This window comes from Paraclostridium sp., from assembly GCF_051657365.1.
Classification (GTDB): Bacteria; Bacillota; Clostridia; order Peptostreptococcales; family Peptostreptococcaceae; genus Paraclostridium.
The window spans coordinates 1-18,425 of record NZ_JBOFKN010000201.1; the positions used below are offsets into that span (position 1 = coordinate 1).

Genomic DNA, 18,425 nt, shown 5'->3' on the forward strand with positions numbered 1-18,425 from the left:
TTAGGAATAAATATAAAAAACTAACACAATAATTTTTCTAGTAAAATATAATTGATATTTTTAAAATCCTATAAATAATTAGGCAAACTTTATGATTTATGGATTATTTTTTCAATTAATATATTGATATACATAATTATATTTTAGTACTTTTAAATCATTTTATGAAATATGTAAAAAATACTCAAAAAGGTAAAATTTACAAATACATACTTGTCGAAAAATGTTGAAAATTACAAAATATAAAGTTAATATATAAAGACTAAGAATATAAATTAAAGATAAAAAGGGAAGTGAAATATGTATAAATATCTGAAAATTGTAATACCTGTTGTAATGATTATGTGCTTATTTACAATCGTTGTACAGTATAATAAAGTTCAACATAATGTAAAACTTGATAAAGAAGAAAAAGAGTGGATAGAAAATAATAAAGGAAGAGAGATAGTAGCAAAATGTATTCCTGATAATGGAATTTATTATACTCAAGATGCAAATCAGACTTTTGGTGTATTTACTGATTTACAAGACTATATAAAAAAATTATATGGTATAAATATAGTGATGAAAAAAAATCCAAAAGAAGCTGATATATTATGGGCACTTGAAATAAATAATGTAGATAATAAAAGATATATAAGTACAAAACAACATGATTTCGACAGTTTGAAAATTTATACATCACAAAAAATAAAGTCATTAAAAGATATAGGTAATAGAAAAATTGCTATTCATGAATCATTTAATAAAACTCAAAGTACTTATAAAAAAAATATTAACTTTGTAATAGTTGATGATGTTAGTGAAATAAAAAAAATGTATGAAAATGGTGAGGTTTTTGGATTTATAATAGGTTCATCCGCATTGAAATATTTAGATATATCGCCTGAAAAACAATTATACTCAAAAGATATATCCAAAAATATTAATTTGCAAATATTAGCATATACAAAAGAAGATAGGATTTTAAGAAACTTAATTGAAAAAGCTCTAAGTAGTATATCACAAGATAAAATGAATGAAATTAGAATAAATAATCAGCTAAAATATATAAAATATAAATTAAATTTAACTGATAAAGAAAAGCTATGGTTAAGTGAACATAAAAAAATTCCTATGAAAATAAAATATAAATTTAAACCTTATTACTTTGAGAATGAACTAAATAAAAAAAGCGGTATATTAAATGAATATATAAATCGAGTTGAGTATATTCTAGGTGTTAATTTTGTTGAAGATGAAGATGCAGTACCTCAGATTTACTTTGGTGTAAATAAAAAAGAAGAAATATTACATGATTTAGAATTAATGAAACCATACAATAGCTATAACTTATCTATATATTCAAAGTATGAAATGGTAGTAGATAGCATTAGTCAGTTGGAAGGGTTCAAAATAGGTGTTGTAAAAAAGCTAGATAAAGTATATTTAGATTCAAAGATAATATATGGAGAAGTTAAGTTATACAATGATTATGATGATATGCTATATGCTTTAGAAAAAGATGAAATAGATTATTTTGTGGGTGATAACCTTACAATGCAATATTATACAAAAAATAATATTACTGAAGATATTTTTGATGTAGGGGTGCTAGATGCTATATTTTATGAGTATATAGGTATAGATAAAGATAATGAAATATTAGTTAGCATAATGAAAAAGTTAGATAATAATATAAATACAGAGGTGTTACCAAAATATAATAAAAATAATATGAAGAATATAGATACTATTGACTATATATTCATAATTCAAATTATAGTTATATTTATAGTATTAATATTACTAAGTTATATATATATATTAAGGTTAAGAAAACATATAAAAGTAAAAGAAGAATTGCAAAAAGACCTAAAAAAGGCCATATCAAATAATGAACATTTAATAATGTCTTTAGTAGAAACATTAGAGGATGTAAACTCTTTAAATGATAGTGATACAGGAAATCATATAGAGAGAATTTCTAAGTATTGCGAAAAAATAGTAAGACGTATAAGTGATGATGAAGATTTTATAAAAGAGGTAACTTATTTTTCTTCATTGCATGATATTGGAAAAGTTGCCATATGTGATAGTATTTTAAAGAAACCAGGTAAACTAACAGATGAAGAAATGGATATAATGAAGACGCATGTATCGGCAGGTTATAATATTATAAAGAAAAATAATTTGAGTAATGTAGCTAATAATATTATTTTATATCATCATGAAAGATATGATGGGGAGGGGTATTTAAGAGGATTAAAGGGAGAAGAAATTCCAATAGAAGCAAGAATTGTAGCTATAGCAGATGTTTATGATGCTCTTAGAATGGAGAGATGTTATAAGGTAGGATTTTCTCATGAAAAATCTATGGATATAATTGTATCAGAAAGAGGTAAACAATTTGATCCTAAGTTAGTTGATATTTTAGTTGAGATAAATGAAGAGTTTGATATTATCTTTAATGAAAGTAATTAGTGGGGTTAAGAGTACAGAGGGTGTCGCAGTTTAATCTGCGGTGCCCTTTATTTATATATGAATATTTAGCTTATATATATTGATCTATAACTATTTATTATTTGTTATAGTTTTAAAAATATATTTTCAAAATGTTCTAAATTGCAAAAAATTAATAAATGATTTTGTTAAAAAATGTTGAAAAATGTCGCACAAAAAGTTAAAATAAAATATTGATAATTTATTTTAAAAGGGAAGTGAAATATGAAAAATTATATTAAAGCTTTAATAGCTGTTATATTAATCTGTATTTTTTCTATGTTTGCGGTGTATTTTGATAAAGAAAGTAATGGAGTACATCTTACTAGAGTAGAAAGAGAGTGGATAAAAAATAATAAATCTAGGGAGATAGTAGCCAAATGTGTACCTGAAAATGGTATTTATTATACTGAAAAAAATGGTCGATCATTTGGAATTTTCAAAGATTTACAGAACTATATAAATAATTTATATGGTATAAATATAGTTACTAAAAAAGATCCCCAAAATGCAGATGTTTTATGGGCACTTGAAATAGATAATATTGAAGATGAAAGATATATGCCTACGAACCAACATGACTTTGATAATGTAAATTTATATACATCAAAAGAAATAAGTTCCTTAAGTGATATAAAAGGTAAAAAAATTGCTATACACAAATCTTTCAATCATATAAAAAGTGAATATGATAAAAATTTTAATTTTGTAGTCGTTAATGATGCCAATGAAATAAAAAAACTATATGAGGATGATGAAATATTTGGGTTTATTATGAGTTCATCTGCCTTAAAATACTTAAATATATCACCTGAAAAATCTGTATATGCAAAAGATGTATGCAAACAAGCTAAATTACAATTATTAGCATATGTAAAAGAGGATGAAGTATTAAAAGGTTTGATTGAAAAAGGATTAGATAATATATCAAAACGTAAAATGCATGAAATTAAAACTAAAAATCAGCTTGAATATATAAAATATAATTTGAACTTAACTGAAGATGAAAAAGAATGGTTACGTAAAAATAAAACTATTGAAATGAAGGTGAAATATAAATTTAATCCATATTATTATGAAAATATTTTGCATGAAAAAACTGGAATACTTAATGAATACATAAAAAAAATAGAATATATTTTAGGAATTACTTTTACACAAGATGGAGATAAAGAACCTCAAATTTATTTTGGAGCTAATAAGTTAGATAAGGAATCTGATAATTTAGAGTTAATGAAACCATATAATAGTTATAACTTATCTATTTATTCTACACATGAAATGATAATAGATAGTATAAGTCAATTAGAAGGTTCTAAAATTGGAGTTATAAAAAAAATAGATAAAGAGTATTTAGACTCTAAAATAATAAGTGGGAAAATACAACTATATGATAATTATAATGATATGATAGATGCTATGGAAAATCATGAGATAGATTATTTTATATGTGATAATCTTATAATGCAACATTATATTAAGAAAAAAAATATAAATGAATATATTTTTAATGTTGGAATGGTGAATAATGTATTTTATGAATCTATAGGCGTAAATAAGGACAATGAAATTTTAATAGGAATAATGAAGAAGCTAGATAATAGCATAAATACAGATGTATTACCAAAGTATAATAAAAACAATATAAAAAGTATAGAGGATATTAACTATACTTTTATAATTGAAGTTATTATTATATTTTTTATAATAATTGTAGTAAGTTATATATATATATTGAGGCTTAGAAAAGCTATTAAAGTAAAAGAAGAATTACAAAAGGATTTAAAACAGGCTATATCAAATAATGAAGAATTAATAATTTCATTAGTAGAAACTTTAGAAGATGTAAACTCTTTAAATGATAGTGACACAGGAAATCATATAGAGCGAATTTCTAAATATTGTGATATTATAGTAAGACGTATAAGTGATGATGAAGATTTTATAAAGGAAGTAACTTACTTTTCATCATTACATGATATAGGTAAAGTTGCTATATGTGATAGTATTTTAAAGAAACCTGGTAAATTAACTGATGAAGAAATGGACATAATGAAGACTCATGTATCGGCAGGTTATGATATTATAAAGAAAAATAATTTAAGTGATGTAGCTAATAATATTATTCTATATCATCATGAAAGGTATGATGGTAAAGGATATTTAAGAGGTTTAAAAGGAGAAGAAATTCCGATAGAAGCTAGAATTGTGGCTATAGCGGATGTTTATGATGCTCTTAGGATGGAGAGATGTTATAAACCGGGATTTTCTCATGAAAAGTCGATGGATATAATTGTTGGTGAGTCAGGGAAACAATTTGATCCTGACTTAGTTGAAATTTTAGTAGATATAAGTGAGGAAATAGATAAAATATTTAATGAAAGCAATTAAAATTAAATAATATTTAGAGTATATAATAGGGTATCGTGAAACACGATACCCTATTATATTTTGAGATAGGATTTTAATTTGAAAAAAATTGTGAAATTATAAGTATAAAAGATAACTAGTTGGAATAATTTAAATATTTATTTTTTTGTGAATTATTGATAATTATTTTTATATGAAAATAATTATCAATAACTATAGACAAAGCATTAAATTTAAGATATATTACAAACAAGGGGAAGTTTTAGAAAATATAGAAAATGGTAGGAGGAGTTTAATTGAATAAAAAAGCAGCAAGCCTTGTTATAATGTCATTGATAGCCGTATCATCAATAACAGTATTACCATCTTTAGCAAGCGATAAAGCAGAAGATAGAGAAAGAGAAATCAAAGTTAAATCAGAAAAAGATTTAACAGATCAGGAAATAAGTGAAATAAAAGGTAAGGAAACAGAATCCTTAGATGATGAGCATTCAAGTGAAATTGATGAAAAAAATATAGGAAATGATAAATCTAAGGGTATAAAAGGAACAAGTAAGTTAAGACAAGTAAGTAATAATAAAAATGATGAAAAAGTAAGTAAATTAAATATAATTAATGATGATAAGAAAGACAATAAAATAGAAAAAGAAGAGATAGTTAACAAAAAAGAGCAAGAAGCAAAGGTAGAAAAAGTAGAACATGTTAATAAAAAGGAACAAGAAGCAAAGGTAGAAAAAGTAGAACATGTTAATAAAAAGGAACAAGAAGTCAAGGTAGAAAAAGTAGAACATGTTAATAAAAAGGGACAAGAAGCAAAGGTAGAAAAAGTAGAACATGTTAGTAAAAAGGGACAAGAAGCAAAGGTAGAAAAAGTAGAACATGTTAATAAAAAGGAACAAGAAGCAAAGGTAGAAAAAGTAGAACATGTTAATAAGAAAGAACAAGAAAAAGAAGTAGATAAAGTAAGATCTAATATTAAATTTAGTGACATAAAAATTAGTGATATGGCAAGATTTGAAGAGGCAAAAGAAAATCAAGGAATGATTAAAACTAACTTAAAAATAACAATTTCTAATGATACAAAAGCTACTTTTGCTAAAAATATTGATGGAGATGTAGATACAGTAGCATCTGCAAGTGTTATGGGATTAAATAAAGGACAAACACTTCACATAAAAAGACAAGATGATAAAAATATAATCCTTTCTTTAAAAGGAACATCAGTAAATCATGATTCCTATATAAATAACAATAAAAAGAATAAGGACTTCAACAAAAATAATATATACGGAGATATTAAACTCTTAATGTTACCAGATTTATTTGAAAATATAAAAAACAAAGGAAGCGTTGAAAATGGAGGGATTTATGTTATAGCAGATGTAATATACAATGATGAAAAAAATATAGAAGCTAATTCTATAATAAATTTAAACAAGACAAAAATTCTTAAAGTTGAAGGTAGCGGATATGCAGTAGTTAGCTTAGATAAAGGAAACATAAATAACACTACATTTACATTGAACGAAAAAATAGTAAAACCAACACCTGTTAATACTGAAGGAACTATAGTTAAATTTGAGGTGAATTCTAGTGAAGTAGCTAAAATACAAGTAATTCAAAATGAAGGAAAAGATAAAATAGTAGAAAATCTAATTCTTAATAAAGATGGTAAAAAATTCACTAAAATTATAAATGGTGAGGCTCCTGAAAAAATATTAGCATCAGGGCCAATGTTAAAGCTAGACTATCATAAAGATAATTATGATAAAAATGGAAATGTAAGATTAATACCAAACAAAACTACATTTAGTTTAAATGGTGATAATAGCAAATTTATAGATAATACATTACCTAAATTAAGTTTAGAAAGAACAAAAATAGGTGAAGATGTTATTATAAAATTTGACATTGGCACAAAGGAAGCTAAAAAATGGCAAGATAATATTTATAGTATAGAGAGAACTCACGATAATATAAATATAAGTGAAAAATTACAGTATTCCTTAGAAGATGGGAAAATAATAATAGATAAAGATTGTTCATCTATAAAAGATAGAAATGAATTACATAATATAAAAATAAAATCAAAGGGATACAAGGATTTAAATACACAAATAGAAATAGTAAAACCAGCAGGTAAAATACAACTTTCAGGAAACTTTAATTTTTGGGCAAATAATGAATTAGTATTTGAGCTTAAAGATTTTAACTATGCTGTAAAAAATCCAATATACGAAGTTTTATTAGATGGAGAAACTTTACAAGGAAATTGTGTTGATTATCATGTAGTATCAAACATAGTTAGGCTAGAAAATAAAGCTTTAGATAAACTTACAAAAGGAAAACATAAGCTTACTATAAAGGCAAATGGATATGAAGACTTTACAAAAGATTTCTACCTAGAAGAAGCAGGAAATAATAGTTCTAACCCTTCTCTACACCATGATGAAAATAATACAGATCTAAATAATAATTTAAGCCACAATATTACTAAACCTAAAAAACCTATAGAAGCTATAGATACTATAGCTAGTGCAAGTGATGGAGGAGAAGATAGTGATACAGGTAGTGGAGGAAAAAACCATATATTAAGGGCGAATATAGTCTATGACTTTGATTTAATTGCAAATGCAATGATTCTTAAGAATTTAGATATGGGAACTAAGTACTCTAATGAAGTTTTGAGTTGGTGGGAATCTATGACTAAAGATGCAGTATTAACTAAAGATTCTAATAAAGTAATAGACTATCAATGTTATAAAAATGCCATTAATGAAGGGAAGTACATAACATTTAAAGAGTATTATAATACTATAAAAGAAAGTGACTACTTAAATAAACCGTATCAAATTAAATATATGTTAGAAGATGGAGCTTTTGGAGATGTTCAATCATATGGACAAGAAAATTTAAAAACACCACCTAAGTTAGAGGCTAAAGGAAATATTAAAGATAAAGTAGAAATTCATACTGAGAATGGAAATCATTATCTAGAAAACGTAGAGAGAGTTTTAGTGGGCATAAATGAACTTTCAAAAGGTCAATATAAAATAGAAGGTGATAAAGTAGTTATAAAGGATACTTCTAAGTTTATACATGGGAAAAATAATATAAAATTTATAGCAAAAGGATACAAAGATAATTTAGTAGGTATAGATTTTATAAATCAAGAACAAGTTTTAAAAGCTAATAAAATTAATAATAATGATATAGCAATAAAATTTGATAAAAACTTTAAAAATAATATTACGAAAATAGTCCTTAATGGAAAAGATTTATTTAATAATGACCAAGTAGGAACAGATGGAGATTACTATTATATAGGTGATACTTTAGTATTAAAAGAAAGCTTATTTAAAGGAAAAGAAAAAGCTAGATATAATTTAACTATAAAAGCGTATGAGTACAAAGACTCTCAATTATCATTTGTACCAAGTGAATTAGAAGAAAAAGAGGTATCCAAAATTGAGGTACCAAGCTTTGTGAAATTAAATAAAGAAAATAAAAATAAAATAAATGAAAAAGTTATGATAGACGTTAAACAACCATTTGAAGAAAAATACAGTGAAAAAATAACAAAAGTATTAGTAAATGGTAAAGAAGTGAAATATAAAATTTCTTCAGATAAGTTTTATTCAATAGAAATATCAGGAGAAACATTTAATAAAATAGGTGACTATAAAATAATTATAAAAGCTAATGGATATAATGATTTTTCTACAGTAGTTTCAGTGAAAGAAGAGAAAATATCAGAAAAAGAAGTTAAACAAGAAAAAGAAGTTAAACAAGAAAAAGAAGTTAAACAAACTCCACAGGTTAAAGTAGATAAAGATATATTTAACCACTTTATAATTAGTTCAAGTGATGCAGAATATATAAATAAAATTGAGACTATAAAAGTTGGAGACAAAACTTTAGTAAAAGCAAAAAATGCATATGCTAATGCTGGTTGGACAATAGACAAAGGTAAGATTATTATATTAGAGGTCTTAACAGGTGGAAATAATATGATTTTAGAGTCAAGTGCTTATGAAGACTACGCTTATAAAATACCAGAAAAATCAGTAGATAAAATAAAAGTAGCTAAAAATGAGAATGGAAACTGTGTATTTTCACATGGAGATTATGATTGGACTAAGAATGTAGAAGTAAGTGTAAATGGAAACTCTTTAAGTGATAATGAATTTAAAGCTAGTTATGGAAAAGTAACTATACTTAAAAAATTAGGTATAGATGATAATGTAGTGATTAAATCACAAGGCTATAATGACTATAGCTATAAAATTCAATTAATAGATAGTAAAATAGATGTTCAATATAATCCAATGCTAAATAACTATACACTAACATCTCAAGATAGAGGTTGGGAGCATGCTATAACAAGTGTAAAAATAAACAATGTAGAAGTTAATAAAACTTCTGAAACTCAACCAAAAGAAGGTTATAGAGTTAACTATTCAAATGGTATATACTTATACAATAACTTAGAGGATAACGATGTTGTAACAATACAAGCAAGTGGATTTTCAGATTACACTTATACAGTTAAAAAATAAAGTAAATGTGAAACTGTAAAAATTTAGGAGGGTGTATCAAAATAGCATTTTGATGCATCCTCTTTACTTACTGAGAGGAATATATGAAAAAATTATATTTATTATTTATAATATTGATAGGAATAGTTTTTGTTGGATGCAAAAAAGAAGAATATAAAAGTTATGGAAAAGAAGTATTTGCAATGGGATCTTATATGAATATTGATATTTTTTCAACAGAAGAAGTGGATAATAAAGTTTTTGAGAAAATAGAAAATACAATAAGAGATGTAGAATACAAAATGTCTATAAATGATAAAAATGCTAAAAGTGAAGTAGATAAAATAAATGAAAAGGCAGGAATTGAATTTGTAAAAGTAAGTAAAGATACTTTTGATTTAATAGAAAATGGAATTAAATATACTAAAGAAACTAATGAAAACTTAGATATATCAATAGGATCTGTAGTTAAGTTATGGAGTATAGGATTTGAAGAAGCAAATGTACCAAATGAGGATAAAATAAAAAAAACTTTGGATTTAGTGGATATAAATAAAATTGAGTTAGACAAAAATAATAATTCAGTAATGTTAAAACAAAAAGGAATGATGATAGATTTAGGGGCAGTTGCAAAGGGATATGTAGGTGAAAAAATTAAAAGCATTATTTTAGACAGTGGGTATAACCACGGCATTTTAAACATAGGTGGAAATATACTTTGTATAGGAGAAAAATTTGATTCAAATCCATATAAAGTTGGAATAAGAGATGGCAAGAAGGAGAAAAGTGACTATATAGGAATAGTAGAAATAGTAGATAAATCTGTTGTAACATCTGGAATCTATGAACGTAATTTTACGCAAAATGGAAAATTGTACCATCATATTTTAGATAGAAAAACAGGTTATCCAGTAGAAAATAATTTACAAGGAATTTCTATTATATCAGATGATTCAACTTATTGTGATGCTTTGTCTACAGCAGTTTTTTCTATGGGGCTAGAGAAAGGATTAGATTATATTAATAATAAAAAAAATGTAGAAGCTATTTTTGTAACCAAAGATAATAAAATATATGTAACCAAAGGTTTAAAGGATAATTTCAAATTAACATCTCAAGAATACAAATTACAATAGATAAAATAATATATCATCATCTGATCCAAGACAATCATTATATTCTATAAATTTAGGTTATTACCTTTTTATATGAATGTATTAAGTTATTTTTATAAAATAAAATATTCTATTAATCGTAAATTATTATGTTTTGTTGTGGAGGCAATATATAACTGATAAAATTTTAATAAGGGGTGATTTCTATTATTAAAGTTAATTTCTATAATTGGGAAGAAATAGAGAGTGACAACTTGTTATTTGCAGTTATAGTGGCAAGATTTAAAGATAAATGGGTATTATCAAAGCATAAAGAAAGAACAACTTGGGAAATTCCAGGTGGACATAGAGAAATAGGAGAGGATATAAATAATACTGCAGCTAGAGAACTATATGAAGAAAGTGGAGCGAATAAATTTGAAATGTTTCCTATTTGTGTTTATTCAGTTTCAAAAGAAGTTGGAGATATTTCAAAGCACCCAACAGAAACTTTTGGAGGATTATATTTTGCAGAGATAGCTGAATTTAAATCACTTCCAAATCTTGAAATTGATGAAATTATACTGCTTGATGAATTACCGAAGGAATTAACTTATCCAGAGATACAACCTCAGTTACTTAGCAAGGCAATCGATTTTATAAAAGAGATAAATAATACACATGGTATTAAGTATAATGATTTTAATCTTAGTAGCGATAGGTAAAATTTATACATATGCAAAGTTATAAAATTATCAGATGCAACAGCTGTGTATGCATTATTTTATAAGTATTATAATATGAATAAGTTATAGCTTAAAAAAGGAGAATTGTATGGAGAAATTTATAAATCCAATAATGGGGATTATAAGTGGTTTAGCTTTGATGTCATTAAATACATTAGGAGACGGAATAATAAACTCAATAATCTTTAGAGTTACAGGTGGAGGTTTAATTTCAAATCCATTAGTAAGCTGGGGATTTGAGGTTATTTGCATAATAAATTTGATTTTATCATTAATTGGAATGGGAATAACAATTTTATTTACATTTAAAATATTAAAAATACTGATAAAGACATATAGAATTTAAAAACTAATTTAGAAATTATAATATTGCAAATAAAAAGATAATAACATAGGTTATTATCTTTTTATTTGTAATGAAGTTATATTTAAAATATCAATACTCCTGTGAAGAATCCTACTATACAAAATATTATTACATTTATAGTAGTTAATATTGTTTTTGATATATTTTTTTTAGCACCTAAACTACATAGAACCGACATTACATTTAAAGCTAATCCGAAAGAAGCACATACAATAGCAATCTTTCCAAACACACCTATAGAAGCATTTCTGCCAATTAAATAGTGTGAAATCACAACTATACAAACTACAGCTGAAACTATAGATACAGATAATGCATTATTTTTAGTATTTTCCATAAAAATCCTCCTTAAAACTTACTCATACAAAATTATAACATTATAAAATAAAACTATATTAAAAATGGACTAAGATAAGCTTTTTAAGGAGTAAAATAAACAAGTAGTATACAATTCAACTATGCACTAATACACAAATAATAGGAATATAGTCTAAAAGTTTTAGTGATACCCTCTTGACCACATACAAGTATTGATATTAAATCATAAATAACGAAACAATTATAAATATAAAAACATAAAGTAGTTGTAACATTGGTGTAATAAAAAAATATTAACATAAACTAAACCGATTTAATAGAAATGGACGTGAAGACATGAATATATTAGTAGCTGATGATGAATTAAGCATGTTAAAGATTATAGAAGCTTACTTGAAAAAAGAAGGCTTCAATGTTTTAATTGCTATGGATGGAGAAGAAGCATTAGAAATTTTTTATGAAAATAAAATAGACTTAGCTATACTAGATTGGATGATGCCAAAAATAGATGGAATACAAGCATGTAAACAAATAAAAGAAAATAGCAATACAAAAGTAATGATGCTAACAGCAAAAGGACAAGTTGACGATGAAATAGATGCACTGAATATAGGGGCAGACGACTATGTAAGAAAGCCATTTGACCCCAGACTATTAATAATAAGAGCAAAAAAACTTATAGGCTACAATGATATATTTACAATTGAAAATTTAAAAGTAGATTTTAAACAACAAAAAGCCTTCAAAGAAAATAAAGAACTAGGATTAACAAAAACAGAATTTGAACTTTTAAAAACCTTTATAAATAACAAAGGATCAATATTATCAAGAGAAAAACTATTAGACTTGGTATGGGGGATGGATTATTATGGAGACTTTAGAACAGTAGACACACACATAAGACGACTAAGAACAAAAATAGGTGAAGAACTAATAGTAACACATAGAGGGCTAGGTTATAGCTTGGAGGATATAAATGACTAAACTTAATAAGAAACTATCTATAAGTATATCCATAGTAGTTATATTAGTTTCGTTAATATCGCTAGCTATCAATAATATTTTTATAGATAAATATTACTTACATGAAAAAAAGAAAATTATAAATAATATAGGGGAAGAGATTGAAAATTTAAGTACTAAAGAAGCTATCAAAAACATAGAACAGATACAAGAAAAATATGAAGTAGCTGTAATTTATACACCTGTAGACTTTGAAAATGATAATGAAACTACAATAACACAAAACTTAGTTACAGAATTTAATAAAAAAGGCATAAACTTAAAAAAGTTTTGGCTTTCAGAGTTCAAGATTGAAGAGTTAAAAAAAAGAAGTATAAATGAAATTTATAACCAAGGAAAATTAAAGTATAGTTTATTAGTTAAATTTATAAAAAAAGATAATTATATATTTGCAGTATCAATGCCAATTGAACATTCAAAAGAAACTATATCTATTATAAATAAGTTTAACTTAATACTAACAACTTTGTCAGTATTAATAATAGTTATACTGACATTTATATTATCAAAGATGATAATAGATCCCTTAGAAAAGATTAAATTATTATCTAAAGACATTGCAAAGTTAAACTTTAGAACTGAAGAAATAAAAACCAATGATGAGATAGAAGAACTATCAGATAGCGTAAATCAAATGAGCATAAGCTTACAAAAAGCTCAAAATGAGCTAAATAAAAGAAATGAAAATTTAAAAGTATTTATAGGTGGAGCATCTCATGAACTAAAAACACCAATAGCTCTTATAAAAGCCTACGCAATGGGTATACAAGATGGAATTGATGATGGAACTTATTTAGATACTATAATAGAACAAAGTGAAAAAATGAATGAAACTATAAACACTTTACTTTACTGGGCAAAATACGAAAAAAGAGAAATTAACTTAAATGAGTTTGATTTAAATGAAGTTTTGGAGAGTATTATAAAAGAATATAAATTAATTATAAAAGAAAATGATATTAATTTAAGTTATGAATTTGATGGAAGTCAATGTATGGTTAATGCAGACATAGATGGAATGAAAATTGTATTGAGTAACTTAATTAGCAATGCTATAAAATATACACAAGATAAAAATATAAGTATTTCTTTGAATCGAAAAGAAAAGATATACTTAGATATTTCAAATAAAGTTATAGATATGAGTGAATATGATTTATTAAATATATGGAATCCATTTTATGTATTAGAAAAATCAAGAAATAAGCGATTATCAGGAACAGGTCTAGGTCTTAGTTTAGTAAAGGAAATACTAGAAGCTCATAATCTTGAGTATGGAGTAGAATTACATGATGAAAAAATAAGATTTTTTATTTTGTTTGCAAACAGTTTAATATGATTATATAAAAGGCTATGGGTTTATAATCATAGCCTTTTATATATATGTATTTATAAATTTTTTTATCTACAAACTCAAATAAATCTTCAACTGATACTTAAAAAAGCTGGCTATATCCATAGCTAATTTCAATGATGAACTATTGTTTCACGTCTTACATCAACTAACTTAGCTAATTCGCTTTGTTTCATAGAAGTTTTTTCTCTATATTCTTTAATTTTAGTTTTTGAGATAGTCACCTATTGACAAATACCCTTCCTATCAAAATAGATAAAGAGTACCAACCTTACTAAGCTTAATAAAAGTAAAAATAATGATAATATCATTCCTATTACATTGCTATTTATAGAGTATACATTTATATAAGGTGTTGAAAGAAAAGAAACCATTATTAATATAAAGGATACTAAAATTTTTATACAAATATTATTTATCTTCGATAAGATGAGTTGTGATAACTCATCGACTATACCACCTAGTTTGTTACTAAGTAGGAATATACAACCTATTAAAATTAAGTACATTATTGGCCAAAAATATTGGATATTAGAAAAGTTTTTAAAACCTGCAAATGTAGAAATAAAAACCACTATACATATTAGAAATTCTACTAATAATTTTGATTTAGCACTAAAATTTTTATCATTCATAAAAAATACCCCCCTGATTTAAATGTTATAAATACATAACATATATGTTATAAATATATCACTTGTTTATATAAAGCGTCAACTGAATTATTATAAATATATTTTGTAACATTAATGAAACAAAACATATTTATAATAAGCTCATAACAAATAACGAGGGAGTGTATAAATATGAAAAATAAAGGTTTTTTAACCTTAATAATGCTAATTGCAGTTATTTACATTATGATAGCAAACTACTCATTAAAAGAGATAGATAAGGAATATATAGATGTAGGTAAGTTTATTGAAGTAGTTGATAGTGTAAGTTCAAATAAAGCTCAAATTAATTGGAAGTACGTAGCTGCAATAACTGGTGTAATTGAAGACAATAATTTTAAAAAAATAACAACAAAAGAAATTGAAGATATATCTAAAAAGTTTTTACATGAAGATAAGGGTGATTATAGTTTAAAGAGTGTTGATGAAGTTTTAAATGAACTAGATTTTAATAAAAAAGAAAAAGCACTAACTTATGATTATATAAATCAATTAGAAGACTTTGGGCCAATGCCACAAAGACTTAGCCAAGATAGTAAATATATCAAATTTATAAATTCTATAAAAGATGATGCTATAGAAAACTATAAAAAATATGAAGTATTACCATCTATAACAATAGCCCAAGCTATTTTAGAATCAGGTTGGGGACAGTCCAAGCTAGCTAAAGATTATAACAATTTATTTGGAATAAAAGCAGATAACTATTGGGAAGGAGAATATGTAACTTTAGAAACAAGAGAGTTTGAAAAAGATACAATTAATGGCAAATTTAGAAAATACAATACTCCTGGCGAATCTATAAATGACCATGCTAAGTTTTTAGGTGAAAACAAAAGATATCAACAAAATGGTGTGTTTGATGCAAATACTTATGTGTATCAAGCTAAAGCTCTACAAAAGGCAGGTTATAGTACAGATAGCAATGAAAAAGGGGAAAGAATTTACGCAGATAGATTAATAGAAATAATTAGACAATACAATTTACAGCTTATAGATAGTGAAGTTCAATCAAAGAATTAATTGTAACGTAGGTGTAACAAAACTAAATTAAAATGACTTTGAGGTGATATTATGAATAAAAAAATGATGGTAATTACTAGTTTCATACTTATAGGAACTACCCTTGTAGGATGTAGTAATGGACTTATTAAAAATGGAGAAGGCACAGAAGCTAAAATTGAGAAAGTTAATAATTTAGATTTTAAATATGATGTTAACCCAAAAAACTTTCAAGTTTCAGTTGATGTAAATGGCAAGAAAGAAAATATATCAGATCCTATGAAAGAAAGAGCTGTTACTAACTTGAAAAAGAGTGATGATGAAATTTCATGGACTTATCCAGAAGAAAAAATTGATGTAGATATAAAGAAAGAAGATAGTTACCTAGATATAGATATAAAGTCAAATGAAAAAGAAGCTAATAGCTTTACTTGGCCAAGTATAAGTGGAGAAAGTTATATTCTTCCTATAAATGAAGGAAAGTTTATACCAAGTAATGATAAGTATTGGAAAGAGTATTTAAATGAACAAATTTTTAATACTATTGAAAGTTTTTCAATGCAATTTTTCTCAGTAAATAAAGAAAATTTTGCAGCAACTTATATCATGAAAAATAAGTTTAATAATGAAGTTAAATTTGACTCTAAAAATGATATAAAGTTTGATTTTACACATGAGTATCCAAGTATTAATAAAGATAAGGCATATGGTTTTAGAATATATATAACAGATAAGAATGTAGAGGATATAACTAAAAACTATAAGAATTATGTAATTGAAAAAGGAGAGTTTAAAACCATAGCTCAAAAAGCAAAAGACAATAAAAACATTGAAAAATTATATGGAGCGCCACAAATATATTTCTGGGACAAGTCTATAATTACTACAGATGATATTAAGTGGAACTTATTAAGAAATAATATAAGCGAAGAATTTTTAACATGGATGAAAGAACTTCTAAATACAAAAGTAGAAGATGGAAAAGAGGTTTCAACTGTTTTAGATACTGTTAAAACTCAAGATTATATTGATAAGTATCAAAAGCAAACTATTGTTAGAGGATTTAATTCACTTATGACTTTAAAAGAGTTCTATAATCCTAATGTATTTAAGCATATAGATAAAGAAACTAAAGATATAATTAACAAAGGGGTTAATAATTTAAATAGAGTTGAGTTAATAGAGTTGAATAAAAAGTTGTTAAAGTCACAGCTTAAAGATGCTACAACTCCTGTTAAAGATTGGGCAAAACATAATACTATAGATGTTTTAGAAGATATGAAAAAGTCTGGGATAGATAATGCTTGGATTGGTTTTGATGATATAGAATCAGGATATATTTCTCCTGAGTTTGTTGAAAAAGCTAATGAATATGGCTATTTAGTTGGTCCATATGATTCTTATCATTCTATACACAAGCTAGGGGATGAAAAGTGGAGTACGGCTACTTTTGAAGATAAGTCTTTATATGAAAATGCTACTATAAGAGATAAAGATGGGAAGAAGTTAGAAGGTTTCCAAGGTACTGGTAGAAAGTTAAATCCAACTTTATCTATGCCTAGTGTTAAGTCTAGAGTAGATAATATTATGGATGAAGGGTATGACTTTAATTCTTGGTTTATAGATTGTGATGCTACGGGAGAAATTTATGATGATTATTCTAAAAATCATACCACTACTCAGTCACAAGATTTAGAAGCTAGGTTAAAGAGAATGAGTTATATAAGAGATGACAAAAATATGGTTGTAGGTTCTGAAGGTGGTAATGATTTTGCTAGTACTACTATTGCTTTTGCTCATGGACTTGAGACTCCGGCTTTTTCTTGGGTAGATCCTGATATGAGCAAGAATAAGGATAGTGAGTATTATGTTGGAAGATATTACTCTTCTACAGGTGGTGTTCCCGAGGTTTTTGCTAAGCAAGTTCCTGTTAAGGATTTATATAAGAAGATTTTTATTGATCCTACGTATTCACTTCCTTTATTTAGACTAGTTTATAATGATTCTGTGGTTACATCTGATCATTGGCTATGGGGTACTTTCAAGATTGCTGATGAGGTTGATAGTAGAATGATGAAGGAAATTTTATATAATACTGCTCCTATGTATCATATTGATAGAGTTGAGTGGGATAAGCATAAGAATGATATTATTGATCATGATAAAGTTTGGTCTGAGTTTAATAAGAAGGCTATCAATAAGCCTATGACTGATTTTGAGTTTTTAAGTGATGATAGATTGGTTCAGACTACCTGTTATGGTGATGATTTAAGGGTTGTTGCTAACTTTTCTGATAATGACTTTAAGTATAAAGATGATGTGGTTAAGGCTAATTCTCTTATTATTTATGATGGTAGTGAGAAGACTGTTTATCAACCATAAGTTAAATTAGATATAATAATATAGTTGTTCTTTTTTATTACACTTTTAAAATACATAAATATACATACTCTATAAG

At 25.4% G+C, this 18,425-nt stretch carries 12 protein-coding genes and 1 pseudogene; 10 read left to right on the forward strand and 3 right to left on the reverse strand.

Translation table 11 applies throughout. The features are described 5' to 3' along the window. The first annotated feature begins 300 nt into the window (after positions 1–300). The 6 genes from ACRCYC_RS15405 (at position 301) to ACRCYC_RS15430 (ending at position 11,575) form a co-directional block, all read left to right on the forward strand. Entirely contained in the window at positions 301–2,463 is a 2,163-nt protein-coding gene (locus ACRCYC_RS15405) for an HD domain-containing phosphohydrolase (protein WP_438619990.1), read from the forward strand. 243 nt (positions 2,464–2,706) lie between these two features. Then, positions 2,707–4,872, forward strand: coding sequence for an HD domain-containing phosphohydrolase (locus tag ACRCYC_RS15410; protein ID WP_438619991.1), 2,166 nt, complete (start codon positions 2,707–2,709; stop codon positions 4,870–4,872). 275 nt (positions 4,873–5,147) lie between these two features. Then, positions 5,148–9,410: a hemoblobin-interacting domain-containing protein gene (locus tag ACRCYC_RS15415; RefSeq protein ID WP_438619992.1), complete on the forward strand. Its 4,263-nt coding sequence runs from the start codon at positions 5,148–5,150 to the stop codon at positions 9,408–9,410. Between the two features lie 83 nt (positions 9,411–9,493). Beyond that, complete coding sequence (locus ACRCYC_RS15420; RefSeq protein ID WP_438619993.1) at positions 9,494–10,525, forward strand: FAD:protein FMN transferase; 1,032 nt, start codon at positions 9,494–9,496, stop codon at positions 10,523–10,525. Between the two features lie 176 nt (positions 10,526–10,701). Further along, positions 10,702–11,208 (forward strand): NUDIX hydrolase, encoded by a 507-nt coding sequence (locus tag ACRCYC_RS15425; RefSeq protein WP_438619994.1) that lies wholly within the window; start codon positions 10,702–10,704, stop codon positions 11,206–11,208. A gap of 109 nt (positions 11,209–11,317) precedes the next feature. Next, complete coding sequence (locus ACRCYC_RS15430; RefSeq protein WP_438619995.1) at positions 11,318–11,575, forward strand: hypothetical protein; 258 nt, start codon at positions 11,318–11,320, stop codon at positions 11,573–11,575. 82 nt (positions 11,576–11,657) lie between these two features. Here ACRCYC_RS15430 and ACRCYC_RS15435 read toward each other — a convergent pair whose 3' ends face one another. After that, entirely contained in the window at positions 11,658–11,933 is a 276-nt protein-coding gene (locus tag ACRCYC_RS15435) for a hypothetical protein (RefSeq protein WP_438619996.1), read from the reverse strand. A gap of 317 nt (positions 11,934–12,250) precedes the next feature. Between ACRCYC_RS15435 and ACRCYC_RS15440 the strand changes: the two genes are divergently transcribed. Continuing rightward, complete coding sequence (locus ACRCYC_RS15440) at positions 12,251–12,898, forward strand: response regulator transcription factor (protein WP_438619997.1); 648 nt, start codon at positions 12,251–12,253, stop codon at positions 12,896–12,898. Next, entirely contained in the window at positions 12,891–14,276 is a 1,386-nt protein-coding gene (locus tag ACRCYC_RS15445; RefSeq protein WP_438619998.1) for a sensor histidine kinase, read from the forward strand. Before ACRCYC_RS15440 ends, ACRCYC_RS15445 begins: the two co-directional genes overlap by 8 nt. 61 nt (positions 14,277–14,337) lie before the next feature. On the opposite strand, the pseudogene ACRCYC_RS15450 reads toward ACRCYC_RS15445, so the two are convergent. Both ACRCYC_RS15450 and ACRCYC_RS15455 read right to left on the reverse strand, forming a co-directional pair. Beyond that, positions 14,338–14,467 (reverse strand): annotated as a pseudogene (locus tag ACRCYC_RS15450) (helix-turn-helix transcriptional regulator); the annotation flags it as partial. Between the two features lie 48 nt (positions 14,468–14,515). Continuing rightward, a complete protein-coding gene (locus ACRCYC_RS15455; RefSeq protein WP_438619999.1) occupies positions 14,516–14,926 on the reverse strand; it encodes a hypothetical protein in 411 nt (136 codons plus the stop codon). A 171-nt stretch (positions 14,927–15,097) separates the two neighbouring features. On the opposite strand from ACRCYC_RS15455, the gene ACRCYC_RS15460 reads away from it, so the two are divergent. Further along, on the forward strand, positions 15,098–15,988 hold the full coding sequence (locus ACRCYC_RS15460) for a glycoside hydrolase family 73 protein (RefSeq protein ID WP_438620000.1): 891 nt from the start codon (positions 15,098–15,100) through the stop codon (positions 15,986–15,988). Between the two features lie 51 nt (positions 15,989–16,039). Next, entirely contained in the window at positions 16,040–18,349 is a 2,310-nt protein-coding gene (locus ACRCYC_RS15465; protein ID WP_438620001.1) for a glycoside hydrolase, read from the forward strand. The last annotated feature ends 76 nt before the right edge of the window (positions 18,350–18,425 follow it).

What these genes read in the sequence shown, in the direction of transcription:
- ACRCYC_RS15430 (WP_438619995.1), top strand. Translation starts at nt 11,318, where the DNA reads ATGGAGAAATTTATAAATCCAATAATGGGGATTATAAGTGGTTTAGCT.
- ACRCYC_RS15455 (WP_438619999.1), bottom strand. Translation starts at nt 14,926, where the DNA reads ATGAATGATAAAAATTTTAGTGCTAAATCAAAATTATTAGTAGAATTT.
- ACRCYC_RS15440 (WP_438619997.1), top strand. Translation starts at nt 12,251, where the DNA reads ATGAATATATTAGTAGCTGATGATGAATTAAGCATGTTAAAGATTATA.
- ACRCYC_RS15460 (WP_438620000.1), top strand. Translation starts at nt 15,098, where the DNA reads ATGAAAAATAAAGGTTTTTTAACCTTAATAATGCTAATTGCAGTTATT.
- ACRCYC_RS15405 (WP_438619990.1), top strand. Translation starts at nt 301, where the DNA reads ATGTATAAATATCTGAAAATTGTAATACCTGTTGTAATGATTATGTGC.
- ACRCYC_RS15435 (WP_438619996.1), bottom strand. Translation starts at nt 11,933, where the DNA reads ATGGAAAATACTAAAAATAATGCATTATCTGTATCTATAGTTTCAGCT.
- ACRCYC_RS15420 (WP_438619993.1), top strand. Translation starts at nt 9,494, where the DNA reads ATGAAAAAATTATATTTATTATTTATAATATTGATAGGAATAGTTTTT.
- ACRCYC_RS15445 (WP_438619998.1), top strand. Translation starts at nt 12,891, where the DNA reads ATGACTAAACTTAATAAGAAACTATCTATAAGTATATCCATAGTAGTT.
- ACRCYC_RS15465 (WP_438620001.1), top strand. Translation starts at nt 16,040, where the DNA reads ATGAATAAAAAAATGATGGTAATTACTAGTTTCATACTTATAGGAACT.
- ACRCYC_RS15410 (WP_438619991.1), top strand. Translation starts at nt 2,707, where the DNA reads ATGAAAAATTATATTAAAGCTTTAATAGCTGTTATATTAATCTGTATT.